This is a genomic window from Streptacidiphilus monticola (assembly GCF_042658505.1).
GTDB lineage: Bacteria > Actinomycetota > Actinomycetes > Streptomycetales > Streptomycetaceae > Streptacidiphilus > Streptacidiphilus monticola.
Window position 1 is genome coordinate 14,838 of the sequence record NZ_JBHSQJ010000146.1, and the last position, 20,330, is coordinate 35,167.

General features: G+C 72.1%; 16 protein-coding genes. 13 read left to right on the forward strand and 3 right to left on the reverse strand.

Going from position 1 to position 20,330, the window contains the following annotated elements:
- Positions 1-307 precede the first annotated feature (307 nt).
- The 3 genes from ACFP3V_RS28210 to aspS are packed head-to-tail and all read left to right on the forward strand — an operon-like array spanning position 308 to position 4,047.
- Positions 308-1,018, forward strand: coding sequence for an MBL fold metallo-hydrolase (locus ACFP3V_RS28210; RefSeq protein WP_380589386.1), 711 nt, complete (start codon positions 308-310; stop codon positions 1,016-1,018).
- 12 nt (positions 1,019-1,030) lie between these two features.
- Positions 1,031-2,296, forward strand: coding sequence for a histidine--tRNA ligase (gene hisS, locus ACFP3V_RS28215; RefSeq protein WP_380589388.1), 1,266 nt, complete (start codon positions 1,031-1,033; stop codon positions 2,294-2,296).
- Positions 2,293-4,047: an aspartate--tRNA ligase gene (gene aspS / locus ACFP3V_RS28220; RefSeq protein WP_380589391.1), complete on the forward strand. Its 1,755-nt coding sequence runs from the start codon at positions 2,293-2,295 to the stop codon at positions 4,045-4,047. Before hisS ends, aspS begins: the two co-directional genes overlap by 4 nt.
- A gap of 153 nt (positions 4,048-4,200) precedes the next feature.
- Here the strand turns inward: aspS and ACFP3V_RS28225 are convergent, their stop codons facing one another.
- On the reverse strand, positions 4,201-5,550 hold the full coding sequence (locus tag ACFP3V_RS28225; RefSeq protein WP_380589394.1) for a cation:dicarboxylate symporter family transporter: 1,350 nt from the start codon (positions 5,548-5,550) through the stop codon (positions 4,201-4,203).
- 123 nt (positions 5,551-5,673) lie between these two features.
- Between ACFP3V_RS28225 and ACFP3V_RS28230 the strand changes: the two genes are divergently transcribed.
- Together ACFP3V_RS28230 and ACFP3V_RS28235 are read left to right on the forward strand one after the other, a co-directional pair.
- The gene (locus ACFP3V_RS28230; protein ID WP_380589397.1) at positions 5,674-7,266 is read left to right on the forward strand and encodes a sensor histidine kinase; all 1,593 of its coding nucleotides are present in this window, start codon (positions 5,674-5,676) and stop codon (positions 7,264-7,266) included.
- Positions 7,263-7,937 carry a response regulator gene (locus ACFP3V_RS28235; protein WP_380589400.1) on the forward strand — a complete coding sequence of 225 codons (675 nt, stop codon included), beginning with the start codon at positions 7,263-7,265 and terminating at the stop codon, positions 7,935-7,937. Before ACFP3V_RS28230 ends, ACFP3V_RS28235 begins: the two co-directional genes overlap by 4 nt.
- A gap of 4 nt (positions 7,938-7,941) precedes the next feature.
- Here ACFP3V_RS28235 and ACFP3V_RS28240 read toward each other — a convergent pair whose 3' ends face one another.
- Positions 7,942-8,571 carry a hypothetical protein gene (locus tag ACFP3V_RS28240; protein ID WP_380589403.1) on the reverse strand — a complete coding sequence of 210 codons (630 nt, stop codon included), beginning with the start codon at positions 8,569-8,571 and terminating at the stop codon, positions 7,942-7,944.
- Between the two features lie 289 nt (positions 8,572-8,860).
- Here ACFP3V_RS28240 and ACFP3V_RS28245 point away from each other — a divergent pair, with 289 nt between their 5' ends.
- On the forward strand, positions 8,861-10,207 hold the full coding sequence (locus ACFP3V_RS28245; protein WP_380589406.1) for a replication-associated recombination protein A: 1,347 nt from the start codon (positions 8,861-8,863) through the stop codon (positions 10,205-10,207).
- Between the two features lie 297 nt (positions 10,208-10,504).
- Complete coding sequence (gene rpsD, locus ACFP3V_RS28250) at positions 10,505-11,119, forward strand: 30S ribosomal protein S4 (RefSeq protein ID WP_380589409.1); 615 nt, start codon at positions 10,505-10,507, stop codon at positions 11,117-11,119.
- Here the strand turns inward: rpsD and ACFP3V_RS28255 are convergent.
- On the reverse strand, positions 11,107-13,269 hold the full coding sequence (locus ACFP3V_RS28255) for an ATP-binding protein (protein WP_380589412.1): 2,163 nt from the start codon (positions 13,267-13,269) through the stop codon (positions 11,107-11,109). The two genes, rpsD and ACFP3V_RS28255, sit on opposite strands and share 13 nt — an antisense overlap.
- Before the next feature lie 369 nt (positions 13,270-13,638).
- Between ACFP3V_RS28255 and ACFP3V_RS28260 the strand changes: the two genes are divergently transcribed.
- The 6 genes from ACFP3V_RS28260 to ACFP3V_RS28285 all read left to right on the forward strand — a co-directional run bounded on the left by ACFP3V_RS28260 (position 13,639) and on the right by ACFP3V_RS28285 (position 20,267).
- The gene (locus ACFP3V_RS28260) at positions 13,639-14,124 is read left to right on the forward strand and encodes a DUF948 domain-containing protein (RefSeq protein WP_380589415.1); all 486 of its coding nucleotides are present in this window, start codon (positions 13,639-13,641) and stop codon (positions 14,122-14,124) included.
- Between the two features lie 11 nt (positions 14,125-14,135).
- Positions 14,136-14,489, forward strand: coding sequence for a hypothetical protein (locus ACFP3V_RS28265; RefSeq protein ID WP_380589418.1), 354 nt, complete (start codon positions 14,136-14,138; stop codon positions 14,487-14,489).
- Entirely contained in the window at positions 14,476-17,145 is a 2,670-nt protein-coding gene (gene alaS, locus ACFP3V_RS28270) for an alanine--tRNA ligase (RefSeq protein WP_380589421.1), read from the forward strand. Before ACFP3V_RS28265 ends, alaS begins: the two co-directional genes overlap by 14 nt.
- A gap of 11 nt (positions 17,146-17,156) precedes the next feature.
- Entirely contained in the window at positions 17,157-17,618 is a 462-nt protein-coding gene (gene ruvX / locus ACFP3V_RS28275) for a Holliday junction resolvase RuvX (RefSeq protein WP_380589424.1), read from the forward strand.
- Between the two features lie 118 nt (positions 17,619-17,736).
- Positions 17,737-19,437, forward strand: a complete 1,701-nt coding sequence (gene mltG, locus ACFP3V_RS28280; RefSeq protein WP_380589427.1) for an endolytic transglycosylase MltG — start codon at positions 17,737-17,739, stop codon at positions 19,435-19,437.
- A complete protein-coding gene (locus ACFP3V_RS28285) occupies positions 19,437-20,267 on the forward strand; it encodes a shikimate dehydrogenase (RefSeq protein WP_380589430.1) in 831 nt (276 codons plus the stop codon). The genes mltG and ACFP3V_RS28285 overlap by 1 nt, the downstream gene beginning before the upstream one ends.
- The last annotated feature ends 63 nt before the right edge of the window (positions 20,268-20,330 follow it).

Here is a 20,330-nt window from a genome sequence, read left to right on the forward strand (position 1 = left end):
TGACGCTCGTAGCGCAGCCGTTCCAACTGGCGGCGACGCTTCTCCTTGTCCTTGGAGAGCTGCTGGCGCGGGCGGGCGTCGTTGGGGGCCACCGGTAGGTCACTCCTCGGTTCAACGGTCGGGACGCGGACTGCTGGCCCGGATCATGCCACCAGTCGCGCGCACAGTGTAGGGAGCGGGCCTGTGTGCCCGCGGTAAGGAGAGGATCAGCGCGCCACCCGGATACGGTTCGCTTCCGCCGCAGCACCGCCGGTAGGCTGCCTTCGTACTCCTGGACACCTCTTCTGACAAGCCACGAGGGACTCACGTGTTCGTCGCCGGATTTCCCGCTGGGGCCTGGGGCACCAACTGCTACCTGGTCGCCCCCGCCGCCGGTGAGGAGTGCGTCATCGTCGACCCCGGCCACCAGGCCACCCAGGGGGTCGAGGACGCCATCCGGGAGCACGGGCTCAAGCCCGTCGCCGTCGTGCTGACGCACGGTCACATCGACCACACCGCCTCCGTCGTCCCCGTCTGCGGCGCGCGCGGGATCCCGGCGTGGATCCACCCCGAGGACCGCTACATGCTGGCCGACCCGGAGAAGGGCCTCGGCCGCTCCTTCGGGGCGCAGTTGCTGGGCGAGCTGACCATCGGCGAGCCGGACGACGTCCGGGTGCTGCACGACGGCAGTGTGCTGGAGCTCGCCGGGCTGGAGCTGACGGTCGATCACGCGCCCGGCCATACCAAGGGGTCGGTGACCTTCAGGACGCCCGCCGCGCCGGACCTGCCCCCGGTGCTCTTCTCGGGCGATCTCCTGTTCGCCGGCTCCGTAGGACGCACCGATCTGCCCGGAGGCGACCACGACGCCCTCCTGGAGTCGCTGGCCCGTGTGTGCCTGCCGCTCCCGGACGAGACCGTCGTCCTCTCCGGCCACGGCACCCAGACGACCATCGGCCGCGAGCGTCGCACCAACCCGTACCTGCTCCAGGTCGCGGGGGCGACCGCCCAAGGCCCCGGCGCACCGCGCCGCGGACTGTGATTGAGACGAGACGTGAGCAGCACTTTCCAGGCCCCCAAGGGCACGTACGACATCCTTCCCGCCGTGTCCGGCACCGTGCTGGCGGTGCGTGACGCGCTGGCGGCACCGCTGCGCAGGGCCGGGTACAGCTACATCGAGACACCGGTCTTCGAGGACGTGAAGCTCTTCTCCCGGGGTGTCGGCGAGTCGACCGACATCGTCACCAAGGAGATGTTCAACCTGGTCAAGCGGGGCAAGGAGGAGCTCGCGCTGCGTCCCGAGATGACCGCCTCGGTGCTGCGCGCGACCCTCCAGGCCAACCTGCACCGCAGCGGCAACCTGCCGGTCAAGGTCTGGTACAGCGGCTCCCAGTACCGGTACGAGCGTCCGCAGAAGGGCCGCTACCGCCAGTTCTGGCAGGTCGGCGCGGAGGCGATCGGCGCCGAGGACCCGGCGCTGGACGCGGAGCTGATCATCCTGGCCGTCGACGCCTACCGCTCGCTCGGCCTGAAGAACTTCCGCATGCTGCTCAACAGCCTGGGCGACAGGACCTGCCGTCCCGTCTACCGCGCCGCGCTGCAGGAGTTCCTGCGCGGGCTGGACCTGGACGAGGACACGCTGCGCCGCGCCGAGATCAACCCGCTGCGGGTGCTCGACGACAAGCGCCCCGAGGTGCAGGCCCAGCTGACCGGCGCCCCGCTGCTCGCCGACTACCTGTGCGAGGACTGCAAGGCGTACCACGAGCAGGTCCGCGAGCTGCTGACGGCGGCTCAGATCTCCTTCGAGGACGACCCGAAGCTGGTCCGCGGCCTCGACTACTACACCCGCACGACCTTCGAGTTCGTCCACGACGGCCTCGGCGCCCAGTCCGCCGTCGGCGGCGGCGGCCGGTACGACGGCCTGTCCGAGATGATCGGCGGCCCGGCGCTCCCGTCCGTCGGCTGGGCCCTGGGCGTGGACCGGACGGTGCTCGCGCTGGAGGCCGAGGGCATCTCGCTGACACAGCCCAGCACCAACGCGGTCTTCGCCGTGCCGCTGGGCGAGCAGGCCCGCCGGGTGCTGTTCGCGCTCGTGACCGAGCTGCGCCGCGAGGGCGTCTCGGCCGACTTCGCCTACGGCGCCAAGGGGTTGAAGGCGGCCATGAAGGACGCCGACCGGTCCGGTGCGCGGTTCGCGCTGGTCGCCGGCGAGCGCGATCTCGCCGAGAACCTCGTGCAGTTGAAGGACCTCACCACCGGTGACCAGACCCCGGTCGCCCTCGACGCTCTCGTCGCCACCCTGAAGGAGAAGCTCCAGTGATCCGCACCCACGAGGCCGGCACGCTCCGCCCGGAGCACGCCGGCACCACCGTCACCCTCGCCGGCTGGGTCGCCCGCCGCCGCGACCACGGCGGCGTGGCCTTCATCGACCTGCGGGACGCCTCCGGCACCGTCCAGGTCGTCGTGCGCGACCTGGAGTCCGTGCACGGCCTGCGCGCCGAGTACTGCGTCAAGGTCGACGGCGAGGTGCGGGTCCGTCCCGAGGGCAACGAGAACCCGGACATCCCCACCGGCGGCGTCGAGGTCGTCGTCAACGAGCTGACGGTGCTGTCCGAGGCCGCCCCGCTGCCGTTCCCGGTCGCCGAGTACGAGCCCGGCACGGTCAACGAGGAGGTCCGCCTCAAGTACCGCTACCTGGACCTGCGCCGCGAGGGCCCGGCCAAGGCGCTGCGGCTGCGCTCGAAGGCCACCCACATCATCCGCACGGTGATGGAGGAGAACGGCTTCCTCGACATCGAGACCCCGTACCTGACGCGGTCCACCCCCGAGGGTGCGCGCGACTTCCTGGTGCCGGTCCGGCTGCAGCCGGGCTCCTGGTACGCGCTGCCGCAGTCGCCGCAGCTGTTCAAGCAGCTGCTGATGGTGGCCGGCATGGAGCGGTACTACCAGATCGCCCGCTGCTTCCGTGACGAGGACTTCCGAGCGGACCGCCAGCCGGAGTTCACCCAGCTCGACGTCGAGGCCTCCTTCGTGGACCAGGACGACATCATCGAGCTGGGCGAGAAGGTCGTCTCCCGGATCTGGAGCGAGGTCCACGGCTACGAGGTGCCGCTGCCGCTGCCCCGGCTCAGCTACGCCGACGCGATGGCCCGGTACGGCTCGGACAAGCCGGACGTCCGCTTCGACAACGAACTGACGGACCTCACCGCGTACTTCACCGGCACCGAGTTCCGCGTCTTCCAGGCCGAGTACGTCGGCGCGGTCGTCATGCCGGGCGGCGCCTCGCAGCCGCGCAAGCAGCTGGACGCGTGGCAGGACTGGGCCAAGGCGCGCGGCGCGCGCGGTCTGGCCTACGTCCTCATCGACGAGGAGACGGGCGAGCTGCGCGGCCCGGTCGCCAAGAACCTCTCCGAGGAGCACCTGGCCGGCCTCGCGGACGCGACCGGCGCCAAGCCGGGTGACGCGATCTTCTTCGCGGCCGGCAAGAAGACCCCGTCGCAGGAACTGCTGGGCGCGGCGCGCCTGGAGATCGGCCGCCGCTGCGGGCTGATCGACGAGTCGAAGTGGGCGTTCCTCTGGGTCGTCGACTTCCCGATGTTCGAGCCCATCGAGGACGACAAGGGCAACTTCGTCGGCTGGCACGCCATGCACCACCCGTTCACCTCCCCGGCGCCGGAGTCGATCGACACCTTCGACAAGGACCCGGGCCGCGCGCTGTCCAACGCGTACGACCTGGTCCTCAACGGCTCGGAGATCGGTGGCGGTTCGATCCGTATCCACCAGAAGGACGTGCAGAAGCGCGCCTTCGACGCGATCGGGCTGACGGAGGAGCAGGCGCAGGAGCAGTTCGGCTTCCTGCTCAACGCCTTCGACTACGGCCCCCCGCCGCACGGCGGCATCGCCCTGGGCCTGGACCGCCTGGTCACCCTGCTCGGCGGGCTGGACACCATCCGCGATGTCATCGCCTTCCCGAAGACGTCGAACGGCGGCGACCCGCTCACCGGTGCTCCGACGCCCATCACGCCCGAGCAGCGGAAGGAAGCCGGCGTCGACGCCAAGCCCAAGGAGTAACCCGGCAACCGCCCAGGGGCCGAAGGCCCCTCAGGGGCGCGGGGAACTGCGCGAGCAAGACACCACCCGGGGAGGTCCGACCCCATGTGCGGGACGGACCTCCCCGAGTGGTGTGCCGGGCGCGCAGTTCCCCGCGCGCCCGGACGTGCGGCCTCAGGAAGTTGCGACAGGTTCCGGTTGGGCGGGGATGACGGCAGTGTCCTCCGCCGGCAGCAGACTGGTCTCGTCGAAGGGGAGTCGGCCCGCCAGCACCGCGGTCAGCCGCGGACGGTCGAGTTCCTTCGTCCAGTGCCCGATCAGCACCGTCGCCACCGCGTTCCCCGCGAAGTTGGTCAGCGCCCGCGCCTCGCTCATGAAGCGGTCGATGCCGACGATGAGGCCGACGCCGTCCACCAACTCCGGGCGGTGGGACTGGAGTCCACCGGCCAGCGTGGCAAGTCCCGCGCCGGTGACGCCCGCTGCGCCCTTGCTGGCGATGACCATGAACAGCAGCAGCGACACCTGCTGGCCGATCGAGAGCGGCTTGTCCATCGCCTCAGCGATGAAGATCGACGCCATGGTCAGGTAGATGGCCGTGCCGTCCAGGTTGAAGCTGTAGCCCGCCGGGACGGTGACGCCGGCGACCGGCCGGGACACGCCCAGGTGCTCCATCTTCGCGATCAGCCGCGGCAGCGCGCTCTCCGAGCTCGACGTCGACAGGATCAGCAGGAACTCCCGTCCGAGGTACTTCAGCAGCGCGAAGATGTTGATGCCCGCCGCCAGCCGCAGCACCAGCCCGAGCACCACGAAGACGAAGATCGCGCAGGTCAGGTAGAAGCCCACCATGATGACCGCGAGACTCTTGAGCGCCGCCGTGCCGGTCGCTCCCACCACCGCGGCCATCGCGCCGAACGCGCCCACCGGGGCCGCCCACATGATCATCGACATGACCCGGAACACCAGGCGCTGGATGTGCTCGATGCCGCGCAGCACCGGGGCGCCCGTCTCGCCCATCGCCTGCAGTGCGAAGCCCACGAGCAGCGCCACCAGCAGCGTCTGCAGCACCTGACCCTCCGTCAGCGCGGAGAGCAGGCTGGTGGGGATGATGCCGAGCAGGAAGTCCGTGGTGTTCTCCGCCGCGCCCGTCGCCGCCTGGGCGTGGCCGGCCTTGGCCAGCGCGTCGGTCAGGTGCAGGCCCGCGCCCGGCGTGAGCAGGTTGCCGACGACCAGTCCGATGCCCAGCGCCACGGTCGACATGACGACGAAGTAGCCGAGGGCCAGTCCGCCCACCCGGCCGACCTTGGCCGCCTTCGTCACCGAGCCGATGCCCAGCACGATGGTGGTGAAGATCACGGGACTGATCATCATCTTGATCAGGTTCACGAAGCCGGTCCCGATCGGCTTCAGGTCCACCGCGAACCCGGGCGCGGCCAGGCCGACCACGATACCGGCCAACACGGCTGCCAGGACGGCGAGATAGAGGTAGTGCGTCCGGTTCCGGGCGACGGTTCCTCTGGAGGTCATGCGCGGCTCCCTTGCCGTTCGGTCCACGGCCCGAGGTGGCGGGCCGATCCGAGCATGGGCTCGGCAGTGGCGCAGGTCACGTTTGTGTTCATAGTGTTCGCGGGGCGAGGGACAATTCCCTGCATGCGCCCTCAGTCCACCCGCCTGACGCTGCGTCGGCGGCTGCCCCGCAGCCTCGCCGGGCAGCTGTTCGCCGTGCAGGTGCTGATCGTGGCGCTGGTCGTGACGGCGGGCGCGGTGCTGGTCTACCTGTGGACGGCGAGCCGCGCGCAGGACGCGGCGGCGGACAAGTCCATGGCCACCGCGCAGGCGATCGCCGCCGCTCCGACGGTCCGTCAGGCCGCGGCGACGGCGGATCCGAGCGCGGTGCTGCAGCCCTACGCCACGCAGGTCGTGCGGGACACCGGGGTCGACTTCGTCACCATCATGGACACGCACGGCATCCGTTGGACCCACCCCGACCCGAAGCAGATCGGCAGGCCCTTCCTCGGGCACATCGCCCCCGCCCAGGCCGGGCACGCGTTCGTCGAGACCTACCGGGGCACGCTCGGGGACTCCCGGCGGGCCGTCGTCCCGGTCTTCGACCGCGGCCGGGTGGTCGCGCTGGTGGCGGTCGGGATCACCGTCGAGAACATCGACAGCGGCCTGACCGGTCCGGTGATCGCCGTCACCGGCGTCACCCTGGTCGCCCTCGCGCTCGGCGGTGCCGGGACCTGGCTGGCCAACCGGCGGCTGCGGCGGCACACCCACGGCATGAACGCCACCGAGCTGGCCCACCTGTACGACTACCACCAGGCGACCCTGCACTCCGTCCGCGAGGGCCTGGTCCTGCTGGACCGGGACGGCACGGTCGTCCTGTGCAACGACGCCGCACGTGAACTCCTGGGCCTGGACGGGCAGGTGGAGGGCCGCTCGCTCGCCGGGCTGGGCCTGCCCGCCGCGTTCGGGGGAGCGGAGCCGCTGCGCGACTCGCTGCACCTGACGCCCGCGCGGGTGGTGGTCGTCAACAGCTCGACGATCGGCTCCGGGGACGGCCTGGGCATCGTGCTGACGCTCCGCGATCACACCGAACTCCAGTCGCTGGCGGGGGAGTTGGACTCGGTCCGGGGATTCGCGGAGGCGCTGAGCGCGCAGGCCCACGAGGCCGCCAACCGGCTGCACGCCGTCGTCTCGCTGATCGAGCTGGGCCGCCACCGGCAGGCCGTCGACTTCGCCACGGCGGAGCTGGAGCTGGCGCAGCAGCTCACCGACCGCGTGGTCGGAGCCGTGCAGGAGCCGGTGCTCGCCGCGCTGCTGCTCGGCAAGGCGGCACAGGCGGCGGAGCGCGGGGTCGAACTGACGCTGACGGAAGACTCGCGCCTCGACGACGCCGCGCTGCCACGGCAGTTGAGCCCGCGTGACCTGGTCACCCTGCTGGGCAACCTGATCGACAACGCCATGGACGCCGCGATCGCCGGCTGCGCGGAACGGGCCCCCGAGGTCGTCGTCACCGCCCGACGGGACGGCGACGACCTGCTGCTGCGCGTCGCGGACTCGGGGCCGGGCATCCCCGCGGACGCCGTGGAGCGCGTCTTCAGCCGCGGCTGGACCACCAAGCAGCAGGCCGGACACGGCCTCGGACTCGCCCTCGTCGCCCAGACCGCCCGCCGCAACGGCGGCACCGTCACGGTGGGGTCTGGACCGGGCGCCGTCCTGACGGTACGGATACCGGCATGATCGAGGTGCTCGTCGTCGAGGACGACCCGGTGGCGGCGGACGCCCACGCGCTCTACGTGGACGCCTGCCCCGGCTTCCGCGCGGCCGGCGTCGTCCACGGCGTGGGCGAGGCGCTGCGCTTCCTGGACCGCCGGCCGGTGCCGCTCATCCTGCTCGACCTGTACCTGCCCGACGGTCACGGCCTCGACCTGGTCCGCCGCCTGCGCGCGGCCGGACACGCGACGGACGTCATCGCCGTCACCTCAGCGCGGGACCTGGCGACGGTCCGTCAGGCGGTCTCCATCGGCGTCGTGCAGTACCTCCTCAAGCCCTTCGCCGCGGCGGCCCTGCGGGACCGGCTCGAGCGCTACGCCCAGTACCGCGCGGCACTGGACGCGGCGGAGTCGGACGCCCTCGGGCAGGACGCGGTGGACGCCGCGCTGGCCGCGCTGCGCACGGCGGACCGGGGGCGGCTGCCGAAGGGACTGACCTCGGCGACGCTCGACGCCGTGGCCGCCGTGCTCGACCGCGCGGACGGCGGCCTCTCCGCCGCGGCGGTCGGCGAGGCCGCGGGTGTCTCCCGGATCACCGCCCGGCGGTACCTGGAGCACCTGGTCGAGACCGGCCGCGCCAGCCGCGAGCCCCAGTACGGCCAGGTCGGCCGCCCGGAACTGGTCTACCGGCGCCGCTGACGACTCAGCTGAACCCGCGCACCAGCATCACCAGGAAGCCCACCGGGTAGATCACCATGGCCGCGCCGCCGCAGCACGTCGCCAGCGTGCCGCCCATGCGTATCAGCGGGGCCCACGGCCGACCGTTCGCGGAGAGGGGCACCTCCCTGCGGACCACCACGCCCCGCGGCGCGATGCCGACGAACGCGACCACCGCCCCGGCGCCGCCCAGCAGTGCGAAGCAGCCGCCCAGGTCGAACAGGACGTTGTCCCAGCCGGGCACGGCATACCCGCCGTCCGGGCGCAGCCGCAGGGTGACCGGCCGCCCCACGTCCACCCGGGCGTCGTCCAGCGTCACCTGACGCCCCGTCACCGTGCCGTCCGCGGAGTCGAAGACGCCGCTGCAGAGCCGGTGGCTGCTCTTGCCCGCGCCCTGCTCCGCGCAGTGCGCGGCGGTGAAGCGGCCCGGCTTGCCGGCCCAGCCTGCGTCGTAGCGCAGGTTGTCGCCGGGGAAGAGCGCGGCCAGCCATCCGGCGAGGGAGACCGTGCCCAAGGCCAGCAGCACCGCGAGGGCACCCGCCCGCCGCGACGGCGGCGCGGGCCGCACCCTGCCGCCCCCGGCCGCGACCTCCTGCACACCCGCCTGCCGCCGCATGACGCCCCCTCAACCCCCTTGCCCCTCCTCGGATCAAGCCATGATCACGTGAGCCGCTGGCGCCAGTCCAGCGCAGCCACCGTCAGCGCCCGAGACGGTTCACCGTCGCAGCCGCCGCGCGGGAGCGTGAGCCCGTGGCTCGCAGCCGCGCTGCCGGTGCACTGCCGGCACCGGCGCGCCCGTCGCCGGGGCGGACAGCCCGCAGCTGGACCAGGCCTGGCCGTCACCCTCCCACCTGCCACTGACAGGGCCGCCCGGACTGTCAGCGGGGTGAATTAAGGTCGGGAGCGTGGACGCCGATCTCTTCACCGCAGCCGCAGAGGACCGTCAGGCCAGGGAGCCCGGGCGGAGTCCCCTCGCGGTGCGGATGCGGCCGCGCACGCTGGACGAGGTGGCGGGGCAGAAGAAGCTGCTGCGGCAGGGCTCGCCGCTGCGGCGGCTGGTCGCGGACGTGGGCGGGCCGGCGGCGACGTCGTCGGTGATCCTCTGGGGGCCGCCGGGCACCGGCAAGACCACGCTGGCGTACGTCATCAGCGCCGCCACCGACCGGCGCTTCGTCGAGCTGTCGGCGATCACCGCCGGGGTCAAGGAGGTGCGGGCGGTCATCGAGTCCGCCCGCCGGGAGATGGGGATGACCGGCCGTGAGACGGTCCTCTTCCTCGACGAGATCCACCGCTTCTCCAAGGCCCAGCAGGACTCCCTGCTGCCCGCCGTCGAGAACCGCTGGGTGACGCTGATCGCGGCCACCACCGAGAACCCCTACTTCTCCGTCATCTCCCCGCTGCTCTCCCGCTCGCTGCTGCTGACGCTGGAGTCGCTCACCGACGACGACATCCGCGAGCTGCTGCACCGTGCCGTCGCGGACGAGCGCGGCCTCGCGGGCGCGCTGACGCTGCATCAGGACGCCGAGGAGCACCTGGTCCGGATCGCGGGCGGGGACGCCCGCAAGGCGCTGACGGCACTGGAGGCCGCCGCCGGCACGGCGCTGGAGCTCGGCGAGGGCGAGATCAGCGTCGAGATCACCGAGCAGGCTGTGGACAAGGCGGCCGTCCGCTACGACCGGGACGGCGACCAGCACTACGACGTGGCCAGCGCGCTGATCAAGTCGATCCGCGGCAGCGACGTGGACGCCGCGTTGCACTATCTCGCCCGCATGATCGAGGCGGGGGAGGACCCCCGGTTCATCGCCCGCCGCCTGATGATCTCGGCCAGTGAGGACATCGGCCTCGCCGACCCCAACGCGCTCCCCATCGCCGTCGCCGCCGCGCAGGCCGTGGCCATGATCGGCTTCCCCGAGGCGGCGCTCACCCTCTCCCACGCCACCATCGCGCTCGCCCTGGCGCCCAAGTCCAACTCCGCGACCACCGCCATCGGCGCGGCCCTCGCCGACGTCCGCAAGGGCCTGGCCGGGCCGGTTCCGCCGCACCTGCGGGACGGCCACTACGCGGGAGCCAAGAAGCTCGGCCACGCCCAGGGCTACGTCTACCCGCACGACCTGCCCGAGGGCATCGCGGCCCAGCAGTACGCCCCGGACGCGATCCACGGCCGCCACTACTACGAACCCACCCGTCACGGGGCCGAGGCCCGCTACGCGGACGTCGTCGAGTGGGTGCGCGGAAAACTGCAGGGCGACTGACGTGTAGAATCGCCGGAGCGAGACGACCCGTGTCCAGGCTCCGGCCCGGACGTCACCGGCGGGCCGTCATACAGGGAGCTCCGGTCCGCCGGGGTTCCAGGAGCGTCGCGCACCCCCTGGGGTGTCGCGTGCAGCCCACCTCCCTCACCGGACGTGGGCCTCACGTGTGCTTGCACAGTGTGCCCGGCCATCGGGAACGGCAGCTCACGCGCCCTCGGGCGCGCGGGTCTCCCGGACCGCGAGAGGCGACCTCCTTCAACAGCGGTGAGCCTGTAACGATCAAGAGAGGTTTGGTTCATGGCGAACCAGAAGCGCCCCAAGGTCAAGATTGCCCGTGCACTGGGCATTCCGCTGACCCCGAAGTCCGTCAAGTACTTCGAGGCCCGCCCGTACCCGCCGGGGCAGCACGGCCGTGGCCGCAAGCAGAACTCGGACTACAAGGTCCGTCTGCTCGAGAAGCAGCGTCTCCGCGCCCAGTACGACCTGAGCGAGACGCAGCTCTCCCGCGCGTTCGACCGTGCCCGCAAGGTCGAGGGCAAGACCGGTGAGGCGCTCATCGCCCTGCTGGAGACCCGCCTCGACGCCCTGGTGCTGCGTTCGGGCATCGCCCGGACCATCTACCAGGCCCGCCAGATGGTCGTCCACGGCCACATCGAGGTCAACGGCCAGAAGGTCAACCGTCCGTCGTTCCAGATGAAGCCCGGCTTCGTCGTCACGGTGCGCGAGCGGTCCAAGGAGAAGACCCCGTTCGTCGTCGCCCGTGAGGGTGGCAACGCGGGTGAGGGTCAGACCCCGAAGTACCTCGAGGTCAACCTGAAGGCCCTGGCCTTCCGTCTGGACCGGCTGCCCCAGCGGCGCGAGGTCCCGGTCATCTGCGACGAGCAGCTGGTCGTCGAGTACTACTCGCGCTGACCCGCGAGCGGTTCACGCGGTGCCCCTGTCGCCCTCCGGGCGGCGGGGGCACCGCCGTTTCCGGGGCCGGGTGCGAGACCGGACTCGTCCCAGGCCAGCACCAGGGCGGCGGCCTGGTCGAGCGTCAACTGCCGTCCCTCCTCGAAGGCTTCGGCGGCGACGGCCTCCGGCAGCTCCGCGCTGACCCGCAGCCGCGACTCCGCGTGGGCGGACCGGAAGGTCCGGGAGCCGAACAGCGCCGGCCCGACATGCTGCCAGACGCCGTGGGCGGCCCCGTTGAGCCGCGAGGCCTCGCGCAGGTCGGCCGCGCGGCCGTCCGGGGACGGTTCGGTGGCCAGCAGCGCCGCCATCTCCAGCCCCAGCGCCAGGCCCACCAGGTCGCGGAAGCGGAGGTTGATCCGGACGCACTCGCGGATCAGCCGGCGGGCCGTCCCCAGCTCGCCGCGGTGGCGGCTGAGCATCGACAGCGCGTAGAGGCCGTAGGCGTAGGCCCACTGCTCGCCGAAGTCCTCGCAGGTGTGCCGGACCTTGTCCATCAGCGCCCCGGCCGGTTCCAGGTCGCCGAGCAGGATCCGCGTCAGCCCCAGCTCGAACATGGCCATCAGCACATTGCTGTTCAGCTCGCCCACCTGCTCGTAGAGCCAGACGGCCTCCTCGAAGAGGGTCGCCGCGCGGGGCAGGTCGTCGCCGATCAGCGCGGCGCAGCCCTGCCGGTGCACGGCATACGCCAGGGCGCGGTCGTCGCCGTTGGCCAGGGCCAGCTCGCGGCACTCCTCCAACCGCACGGCTGCGTGGGCCAGATCGCCCTGGAGGGTGGCGACGTATCCGGTCACGCCGAGCGCCTTGGTGTGGGCGGCGGTGGCGCCGGGGGCGAGCTGGAGCGCCCGGTCCAGCCAGTGGCGGCCCTCGCCGAGGTGGCCGCAGCCGACCCAGAAGTACCAGAGCGTCGCCGCGAGCAGCAGCCCGCTCTCCTCCTCCCCGGGCTCGGTGAGCGAGAACTCCAGCGCGGCGCGGAGGTTGGCGTGCGCGCGCTCGGCCCGTCGCCGGGTCTCCTCCTGGCGCGGGCTGAACCATTCCAGCTCGCCCCAACTGGCCAGCCCCAGATACCAGTCACGGTGCCGGCGCTGCAGCCGGTGCTGCTCGCCGGAGGAGCGCAGCCACTCGGCGCCGTACTCGCGCAGGGTGTCCAGCATGCGGTAGTGCGGACCGTAGTCGGGGTCGTCCTCGTGAATCACGATCGACTTGTCGACAAGCTCGCTGAGCACGTCGAGGATCTCGACGGCCGGGAGCGTGCCGCCGGCGCAGACGTACTCGACCGCCTCCAGGTCGAACGGACCGGCGAAGGCGGAGAGCCGGGCCCACAGCAACCGCTCCTGGGGGGTGCACAGTTCGTGGCTCCAGCCCACGGCCATGCGCAGGGTCTGGTGGCGGGGGAGCGCCAGCCGGGAGGGCGCGGCGAGCAGGCGGAAGCGGTCGTCCAGACGGTCGAGGATCTGCTGCAGGCTCAGCGCGCGCAGCCGTCCGGCCGCGAGCTCGATGGCCAGCGGGATGCCGTCGAGGCGGTGGCACAGGGAGACGATCTGGGCCCGGTTCTGCTCGGTGAGCGCGAAGTCGGGCACGACGGCGGCGGCACGCTGCAGGAAGAGCCGGACCGCCTCGGTGTCCGGCCCGTCGCTAGGCAGCGGGGACAGCGGCAGCAGGTGCTCGCCCGGGGCGCCGAGCGGTTGCCTGCTGGTGGCCAGGACGCGAAGCCCCGGTGCGGCGGCGAGCAGGGCCGCGACGAGCGCGGCGGCCTCGGGGAGGAGGTGCTCGCAGCCGTCGAGGACGAGCAGCAGCTCCTGGTCCCGCAGCGCGTCGGTGAGCACGGCCAGGGGCTCGCGGGCGGTCCCGTCGACCAGGCCGAGGGCTTCCACGAGGACGTGGCCGAGGAGTGACGCCTCCGTGACCGGCGCGAGCTGGGCGAGCCAGACACCGTCGGGGAAGCGGGCCTCGGCGCCGGCCCGCAGGACGAGGCGGCTCTTGCCCACCCCGCCCGGCCCGACCACGGTGATCAGCCGAGCCTCCGTCAGGAGGCGGGCGGCGAGGCGGAGTTCGGCGTCGCGGCCGATGAAGCTGGTGGCTTCGGCGGGAAGGTTTCCCCTCCTGGGCATGCGTCCTCGATCCCTCCGGGCGGCACGGCGGTGGCTTACCGTGCCCAACGCGCGAACCGGTGGTTACGTTACCCCCGGGACCGCCCCGCTCAGGGTGCGGAGATTCCCCACCCTCCCCCAGCCTTCGGCCGTCGGTCGGGGGTGCCCCCAGGGCGGGAGGTGCGCGCACCCCGAGCAGCCCACCACTCGGGGAGGCCCGGCTCCGTGTGCGGGTCGAACCCCCGTGGGTGGTGGGCCGGTCGCGGTGGGGGATCCTCGCGCCCCCTGAGGGGGCGGCACGTGACACCCCCGGGGAAAGCGTTCCTGGGCAGGGGCCCCGGCGCGATAGGGTTTCGCCCAGGTAGGCAACGGCATGAGGGAGTGGGGCGGGTGTCCGCAGGAGAGGTCGCGGGCCTGGTGGTCGCGGTGTTCTGGGCCGTGCTCGTCGCCCTGCTCGCCGTGGTGCTGGTGCGCCTCGCCCGGGCTCTGCGCAGTGCCACCGTGCTGGTGGAGCAGGTGACCGAGCGCACCCTCCCGCTGCTGGACGACGCCGCGGTCACCCTGCGCGCCGCCAACGACCAACTCGTGCGCGTCGACGCCATCACCGCCGACGTCCAGGACGCCGCCGCCAACGCGCAGGCGCTGTCGTCCACCATGGCGGCCACGCTGGGCGGGCCGCTGGTCAAGCTCTCCGCGTTCAGCTACGGCGTGCGCAGCGCGGTCGCCAAGCAGCGTGCCGCGGGCCGGCCGCAGGCCGCCTACCAGCAGACGGACCGCGAGCTGATCCAGCGCATGGTCACCGCCGAGGTGCAGCGGCAGACCGTCAGGCGCAACGCGCTGCTGCGCCTGGTGGGGCTGGGCAAGGGGAGGGGCTGACGATGCGTCGGATGTTCTGGATGGCCGTCGGCGCCGGCGCCGCGGTCTGGGGCATGAACAAGGCCAACCGCCTGGTGCGCGGCCTCACTCCCGGCAGCCTGGCCGAGACCGCGACCCTCGGCGCCGCCGAGGCCGGCGTCGCCGCCCGCGGGTTCCTGGCCGAGGTGCGCGCCGGGATGCTCCAGCGCGAACTCGAGCTCAACCGCCAACTCGGCCTGGATGGCAGCGTGTTGACCGCGCCGGTGCCGCCGCAGGCGCACGTGCTCCGAGCTACGGCGCTGCGTCCGCAGCTCCCCAGCAGCAACACCCACCTCACGAACCACGACACGAACGATCGAAACGAGGACCCCCATGGAGTCGGCTGAGATCCGCCGCCGCTGGCTGCGCTTCTTCGAGGAGCGCGGGCACGCCGTCGTCCCCTCGGCGTCGCTGATCGCAGACGACCCGACGCTGCTGCTGGTCAACGCGGGCATGGTGCCGTTCAAGCCCTACTTCCTCGGCGAGACCAAGCCCCCCTTCCCGCGCGCCACTTCGGTGCAGAAGTGCGTCCGCACGCCGGACATCGAGGAGGTCGGCAAGACCACCCGGCATGGCACCTTCTTCCAGATGTGCGGCAACTTCTCCTTCGGCGACTACTTCAAGGAAGGGGCCATCAAGCTCGCCTGGGAGCTGCTGACCACCCCGGTCGCCGACGGCGGTTACGGCCTGGAGCCGGAGAAGCTCTGGATCACCGTCTACCTCGACGACGACGAGGCCGAGCAGATCTGGCGGGACGTCGTCGGCGTCCCCGCCGAGCGGATCCAGCGCCTGGGCAAGAAGGAGAACTTCTGGTCCATGGGCGTCCCCGGCCCCTGCGGACCCTGCTCCGAGATCAACTACGACCGCGGCCCCGAGTTCGGCGTCGAGGGCGGCCCGGCCGTCAACGACGAGCGCTACGTGGAGATCTGGAACCTGGTCTTCATGCAGTACGAGCGCGGCGCGGGCGAGGGCAAGGAGGACTTCCCGATCCTGGGCGACCTCCCGGCCAAGAACATCGACACCGGCCTCGGCCTGGAGCGCCTGGCGATGATCCTCCAGGGCGTCCAGAACATGTACGAGACGGACACCCTGCGCGTCGTCATCGACAAGGCCACCGAGCTGACCGGCGTGCACTACGGCGCCGCCCACGACTCGGACGTCTCGCTGCGCGTGGTCGCCGACCACATCCGCACCGCCACCATGCTGATCGCGGACGGGGTCACCCCGGGCAACGAGGGCCGCGGCTACGTGCTGCGCCGCATCCTGCGCCGCGCCATCCGCAACATGCGCCTGCTCGGCGCGACCGGTGAGGTCGCCGAGCAGCTCCTGGACGTCACCATCAACACGATGGGGCAGCAGTACCCGGAGCTGATCACCGACCGCAAGCGCATCGAGACGGTCGCGCTGGCCGAGGAGGCCGCGTTCCTCAAGACGCTGCGCGCGGGCACCAACATCCTGGACACGGCGGTCACCGAGACCAAGAGCTCCGGCGGCACCGTGCTCGGCGGCGACAAGGCCTTCCAGCTGCACGACACCTACGGCTTCCCGATCGACCTCACCCTGGAGATGGCCGCCGAACAGGGCCTCTCCGTGGACGAGGAGGGGTTCCGCCGGCTGATGAAGGAGCAGCGCGACCGCGCCAAGGCGGACGCGCGCGCCAAGAAGACCGGCCACGCCGACGTCACCGCCTACCGCGAGGTCGCCGACACCGCCGGCTCCACCACCTTCACCGGCTACACCCTCACCGAGAACGAGGCCACCGTCGTCGGCCTGCTCGTGGACGGCGTGCCCGCCCCGGCCGCCTCCGAGGGCGACGAGGTCGAGCTGGTCCTGGACCGCACCCCCTTCTACGCGGAAGGCGGCGGCCAGTTGGCCGACCAGGGCCGGGTGAAGCTGGACAACGGCGCCATCGTCGAGGTCCGCGACGTGCAGCAGCCGGTCCCGGGCGTCTACGCGCACAAGGGCCAGGTGCTGGTGGGCGAGGTGACGATCGGTCAGCAGGCCTTCGCCGCCATCGACGTGCGCCGCCGCCGGGCCATCGCCCGCGCGCACAGCGCCACCCACCTGACCCACCAGGCGCTGCGCGACGCGCTCGGCCCGACCGCCGCCCAGGCCGGTTCGGAGAACTCCCCGGGCCGCTTCCGCTTCGACTTCGGCTCGCCGACCGCCGTCCCCGGCACCGTGCTGACCGACGTCGAGCAGAAGATCAACGAGGTGCTGGCCCGCGAACTCGACGTCACCGCGGAGATCATGGGCATCGACGAGGCCAAGGCCGCGGGCGCCATCGCCGAGTTCGGCGAGAAGTACGGCGAGAAGGTCCGCGTCGTCACCATCGGCGACTTCTCCAAGGAGCTGTGCGGCGGTACGCACGTCGCCAACACCGCCCAGCTGGGCCTGGTCAAGCTGCTCGGCGAGTCCTCGATCGGCTCCGGCGTGCGCCGCGTCGAGGCGCTGGTCGGCGTGGACGCCTACAACTTCCTGGCCCGTGAGCACACCGTGGTCTCCCAGCTGACCGACCTGGTCAAGGGCCGTCCGGAGGAGCTGCCCGAGAAGATCGCGGCCATGCTCGGCAAGCTCAAGGACGCCGAGAAGGAGATCGAGAAGTTCCGCGCGGAGAAGGTGCTCCAGGCCGCGGCCGGTCTCGCCGGCAACGCCGAGGACGTGCGCGGCGTGGCCCTGGTCGCCGCCGCGGTGGCCGAGGGCACCGGCGCGGACGACCTGCGCAAGCTGGTGCTGGACGTGCGCAACCGCATCGGCGGCGGACGGCCGTCCGTGGTCGCGCTGTTCACCGTCGCCAACGACCGCCCGCTGACGGTCATCGCCACCAACGAGGCCGCCCGCGAGCGCGGCATCAAGGCCGGCGAGCTGGTCCGCACCGCGGCCAAGACGCTCGGCGGCGGCGGTGGCGGCAAGGACGACGTCGCCCAGGGCGGTGGCCAGAACCCGGCCGCGATCGGCGAGGCCGTCGCCGCGGTCCGCGCCCTGGTCGCCGAGAAGGCCTGAGGCCGCGTCAGATGCGTCGAGGACGACGGATCGCCGTCGACGTCGGAGACGCCCGGATCGGGGTCGCGTCCTGCGACCCCGACGGGCTGCTGGCCACGCCCGTGGAGACGGTCCCCGCCGGGGCCCGCTCCGTGGGCCGGCTGGCGGCGATCGTCGCCGAGTACGAGCCGATCGAGGTGGTGGTCGGGCTCCCGCGCTCCCTGAGCGGACGCGAGGGCCCGGCCGCGGCCAAGGTGCGCGCGTACGCGGGCAGGCTGGCGGCCCGGGTCGCCCCGGTCCCGGTGCGCCTGGTGGACGAGCGGATGACCACGGTCACGGCGAGCGCGGGGCTGCGCGCGTCGGGCGTGAAGTCGAAGAAGGGCCGCTCGGTCATCGACCAGGCCGCGGCGGTGGTCATCCTGCAGAGTGCGCTCGAGACGGAGAAGACCAGTGGCCGGATCCCCGGCGAAGTGGTCGAACCGACCGCGGAGTAGCTGCGGGTGAGGGGCCGTCAGGGTTGCTCTGTGCGACTCGTGTGGTCGTCATACCAGCCCGGCAAGGGCTTGAGGTAACGTTCCGGATCGAAATCCGTCGCCGGGACCGAGGGGAAACATGACCGACCAGGGCCGGGGCTACGGCTCCGAACACTGGGGCCAGGGGGACCCCTACGGCACGGGGCAGTATCCGGCGTACCCGCAGCAGCAGGCGCAGCAGGTCCCGCAGGCCCAGCAGCCCGGGTACCCCCAGCAGCCCCAGCAGCCCGGGTACCCGCAGCAGCCCCAGCAGCCGCAGTACCCCGGCTACCAGCAGGACCCGTACGGCACCGGTCAGTACCCCGCCTACCCGCAGCAGCAGCCGCAGCCCCAGCAGCCGCAGTACCCGGGATACCCGCAGCAGGGGTACCCCCAGCAGCAGCCCGGCTATCCGCAGCAGGGGCAGGGCCAGGGGCAGCAGCCCGGGTACCCCCAGCAGCCGCCGTCCGCCCAGCCGCAGCGGTCGATGCAGCCGCAGCCCGCGGTGGGCGCGGACGGCATCGACTGGGAGGCCGAGGCCGCCAAGCTGGAGGCCGGCCACGACCCAGTGGGTCCTGGCTACGACGAGCCGGAGCCGCTGCCGGACCCCCCCTCGGAGGACGTCTACGACGAGGACGAGGACGGCTACACGCCCTTCCTCGCCCCCGAGGACGACAGCCGTAAGGGCCGCAAGAAGTCCATCGACGGCGACCGCAAGCAGCGCAAGCGCAGCGGCGTGGCCTGCCTGGGCATGTCGGTGCTGCTGGTCGCCATCATGGGCGGCATCGGCTACGGCGGATACCGCCTCTACGAGGCCAAGTACGGCCCGGCTCCCGACTACTCCGGCCAGGGCACCGGGAGCGTCCAGGTGACCATTCCTGACGGTGCGACAGGCTGGACCATGGCCAACGCGCTGAAGGCGGCCGGCGTCGTCAAGAGCGCGCAGGCCTTCGTGGACGCGTACAACAAGGACCTGGCCAAGGCGCAGACCATCCAGTCCGGCTACTACACGATGAAGCTGCAGATGTCCGCCGCCGCGGCGCTGCAGGAGCTCATCGACGCGGCCGGCGGCGAGGCCGTCATCATCCCCGAGGGCCTGCGCGCCAGCGTCATCTACGCGACGATCGACAAGAAGCTCGGCGTGGCCGCGGGCACAACCGCCAAGGCTGCCAAGGCCAATGCGGCCAAGCTGGGGCTGCCCGCCTTCGCGCACGACAACCCCGAGGGCTTCCTCTGGCCGGCCAAGTACTCCATCGCCAAGGGCATGGCCCCGGTCGACCTGCTCAAGCAGATGGTCGCCAAGGCGAACGCGGAGTATTCGGCCCTCGGTCTCGACGCGGGCGCCCAGGGCATCAAGCTCCAGACGGGGTACCAGGTCCTGATCGAGGCCAGCATTCTGCAGGCCGAGGGCAACAACTCCGCCGACTTCGGGAAGATCGCCCGGGTGCTCTACAACCGCATCAACGGGACCGCCACCCAGGGCAAGCTCCAGCTCGACACCACACTGCAGTACGCGCTCAACTCGAAGACCTTCACCAACGCCCAGAAGGAGACCGACCGGGCTGGCGGCTTCAACACCTACCTGGTCAAGGGCCTGCCCCCGGCGCCGATCTCCAACCCGGGCGAGGACGCCATCAAGGCCGTGCTCAACCCGACGGCCGGCGACTGGGTCTACTTCGTCGCCGTCAGCCCGACGGACACGCGCTTCGACGTGACCTGGCAGGACTTCCTCAAGGACGTCAACGACTACTGCAAGGCCCACGGCCAGACCGTCAACCAGACCTCCGGACAGTGCCAGTGATGAAGCGTGCCGCCGTCCTCGGCTCCCCGATCGCGCACTCGCTCTCGCCGGTGCTGCACACCGCCGGGTACGAGGCGGTGGGCCTGGAGGGGGACTGGCGCTACGACCGGTTCGAGGTGGACGAGGAGTCACTGCCCGGATTTCTCAAGGGACTTGGCGACCCGCACGAGGGCTGGCGCGGGCTGTCGCTGACCATGCCGCTCAAGCGGGCGGTCATCCCGCTGCTCGACGAGGTCAGCCCCACCGCGCTGTCCGTGGACGCCGTGAACACCGTCGTGCTGCACAAGGACGGGCGCCGCACCGGGGACAACACCGACGTGCCCGGGCTGGTCAACGCCCTCGCCGAGCGTGGGGCGACCTCCGTGGAGGGGGCCGCCGTGCTCGGCGGCGGCGCGACGGCGGCGTCCACGCTGGCCGCGCTCTCCCGGGTCTGCCGCGGCGAGGTCCGGGCCTACGTCCGCAGCGCCGAGCGAGCGGCCGAGGTGCGTGGGATCGGCGAGCGGCTGGGTGTCGACATCCGCCCGGTGGACTGGGCGCGCGCCGCGGAGGCCTTCGAGCTGCCGCTCGTCGTCAACACCACCCCCGCGGGCGCCGCCGACGAGCTGGCGTCCCGGCTCCCGTCCCGGCCGGGCACCCTGTTCGACGTGCTGTACCACCCCTGGCCGACCGCCCTCGCCGCCGCCTGGGCGGAGCGGGGCGGGGCCGTCCTGGGCGGGCTGGACCTGCTGGTGCATCAGGCGGTCCTCCAGTTCGAGCAGTTCACCGGCGTCCGGCCGGCCCCGCTGGCCGCGATGCGCGATGCGGGCGAAAGGGCGCTCGCGGCGCGCTGAAACGTCCGCAGCCTGGACGAATTCCGTGTCCCGTGGTGCGTCGTGGGAGGATCGAGGCGACGC

Bases quoted from the DNA above. Each gene is read 5' to 3' on its own strand.
- rpsD (WP_380589409.1), top strand. From the start codon at position 10,505: ATGGCGAACCAGAAGCGCCCCAAGGTCAAGATTGCCCGTGCACTGGGC.
- ACFP3V_RS28240 (WP_380589403.1), bottom strand. From the start codon at position 8,571: ATGCGGCGGCAGGCGGGTGTGCAGGAGGTCGCGGCCGGGGGCGGCAGG.
- ACFP3V_RS28230 (WP_380589397.1), top strand. From the start codon at position 5,674: ATGCGCCCTCAGTCCACCCGCCTGACGCTGCGTCGGCGGCTGCCCCGC.
- ACFP3V_RS28265 (WP_380589418.1), top strand. From the start codon at position 14,136: ATGTTCTGGATGGCCGTCGGCGCCGGCGCCGCGGTCTGGGGCATGAAC.
- ACFP3V_RS28225 (WP_380589394.1), bottom strand. From the start codon at position 5,550: ATGACCTCCAGAGGAACCGTCGCCCGGAACCGGACGCACTACCTCTAT.
- ACFP3V_RS28255 (WP_380589412.1), bottom strand. From the start codon at position 13,269: ATGCCCAGGAGGGGAAACCTTCCCGCCGAAGCCACCAGCTTCATCGGC.
- ruvX (WP_380589424.1), top strand. From the start codon at position 17,157: ATGCGTCGAGGACGACGGATCGCCGTCGACGTCGGAGACGCCCGGATC.
- alaS (WP_380589421.1), top strand. From the start codon at position 14,476: ATGGAGTCGGCTGAGATCCGCCGCCGCTGGCTGCGCTTCTTCGAGGAG.
- ACFP3V_RS28285 (WP_380589430.1), top strand. From the start codon at position 19,437: ATGAAGCGTGCCGCCGTCCTCGGCTCCCCGATCGCGCACTCGCTCTCG.
- mltG (WP_380589427.1), top strand. From the start codon at position 17,737: ATGACCGACCAGGGCCGGGGCTACGGCTCCGAACACTGGGGCCAGGGG.
- ACFP3V_RS28235 (WP_380589400.1), top strand. From the start codon at position 7,263: ATGATCGAGGTGCTCGTCGTCGAGGACGACCCGGTGGCGGCGGACGCC.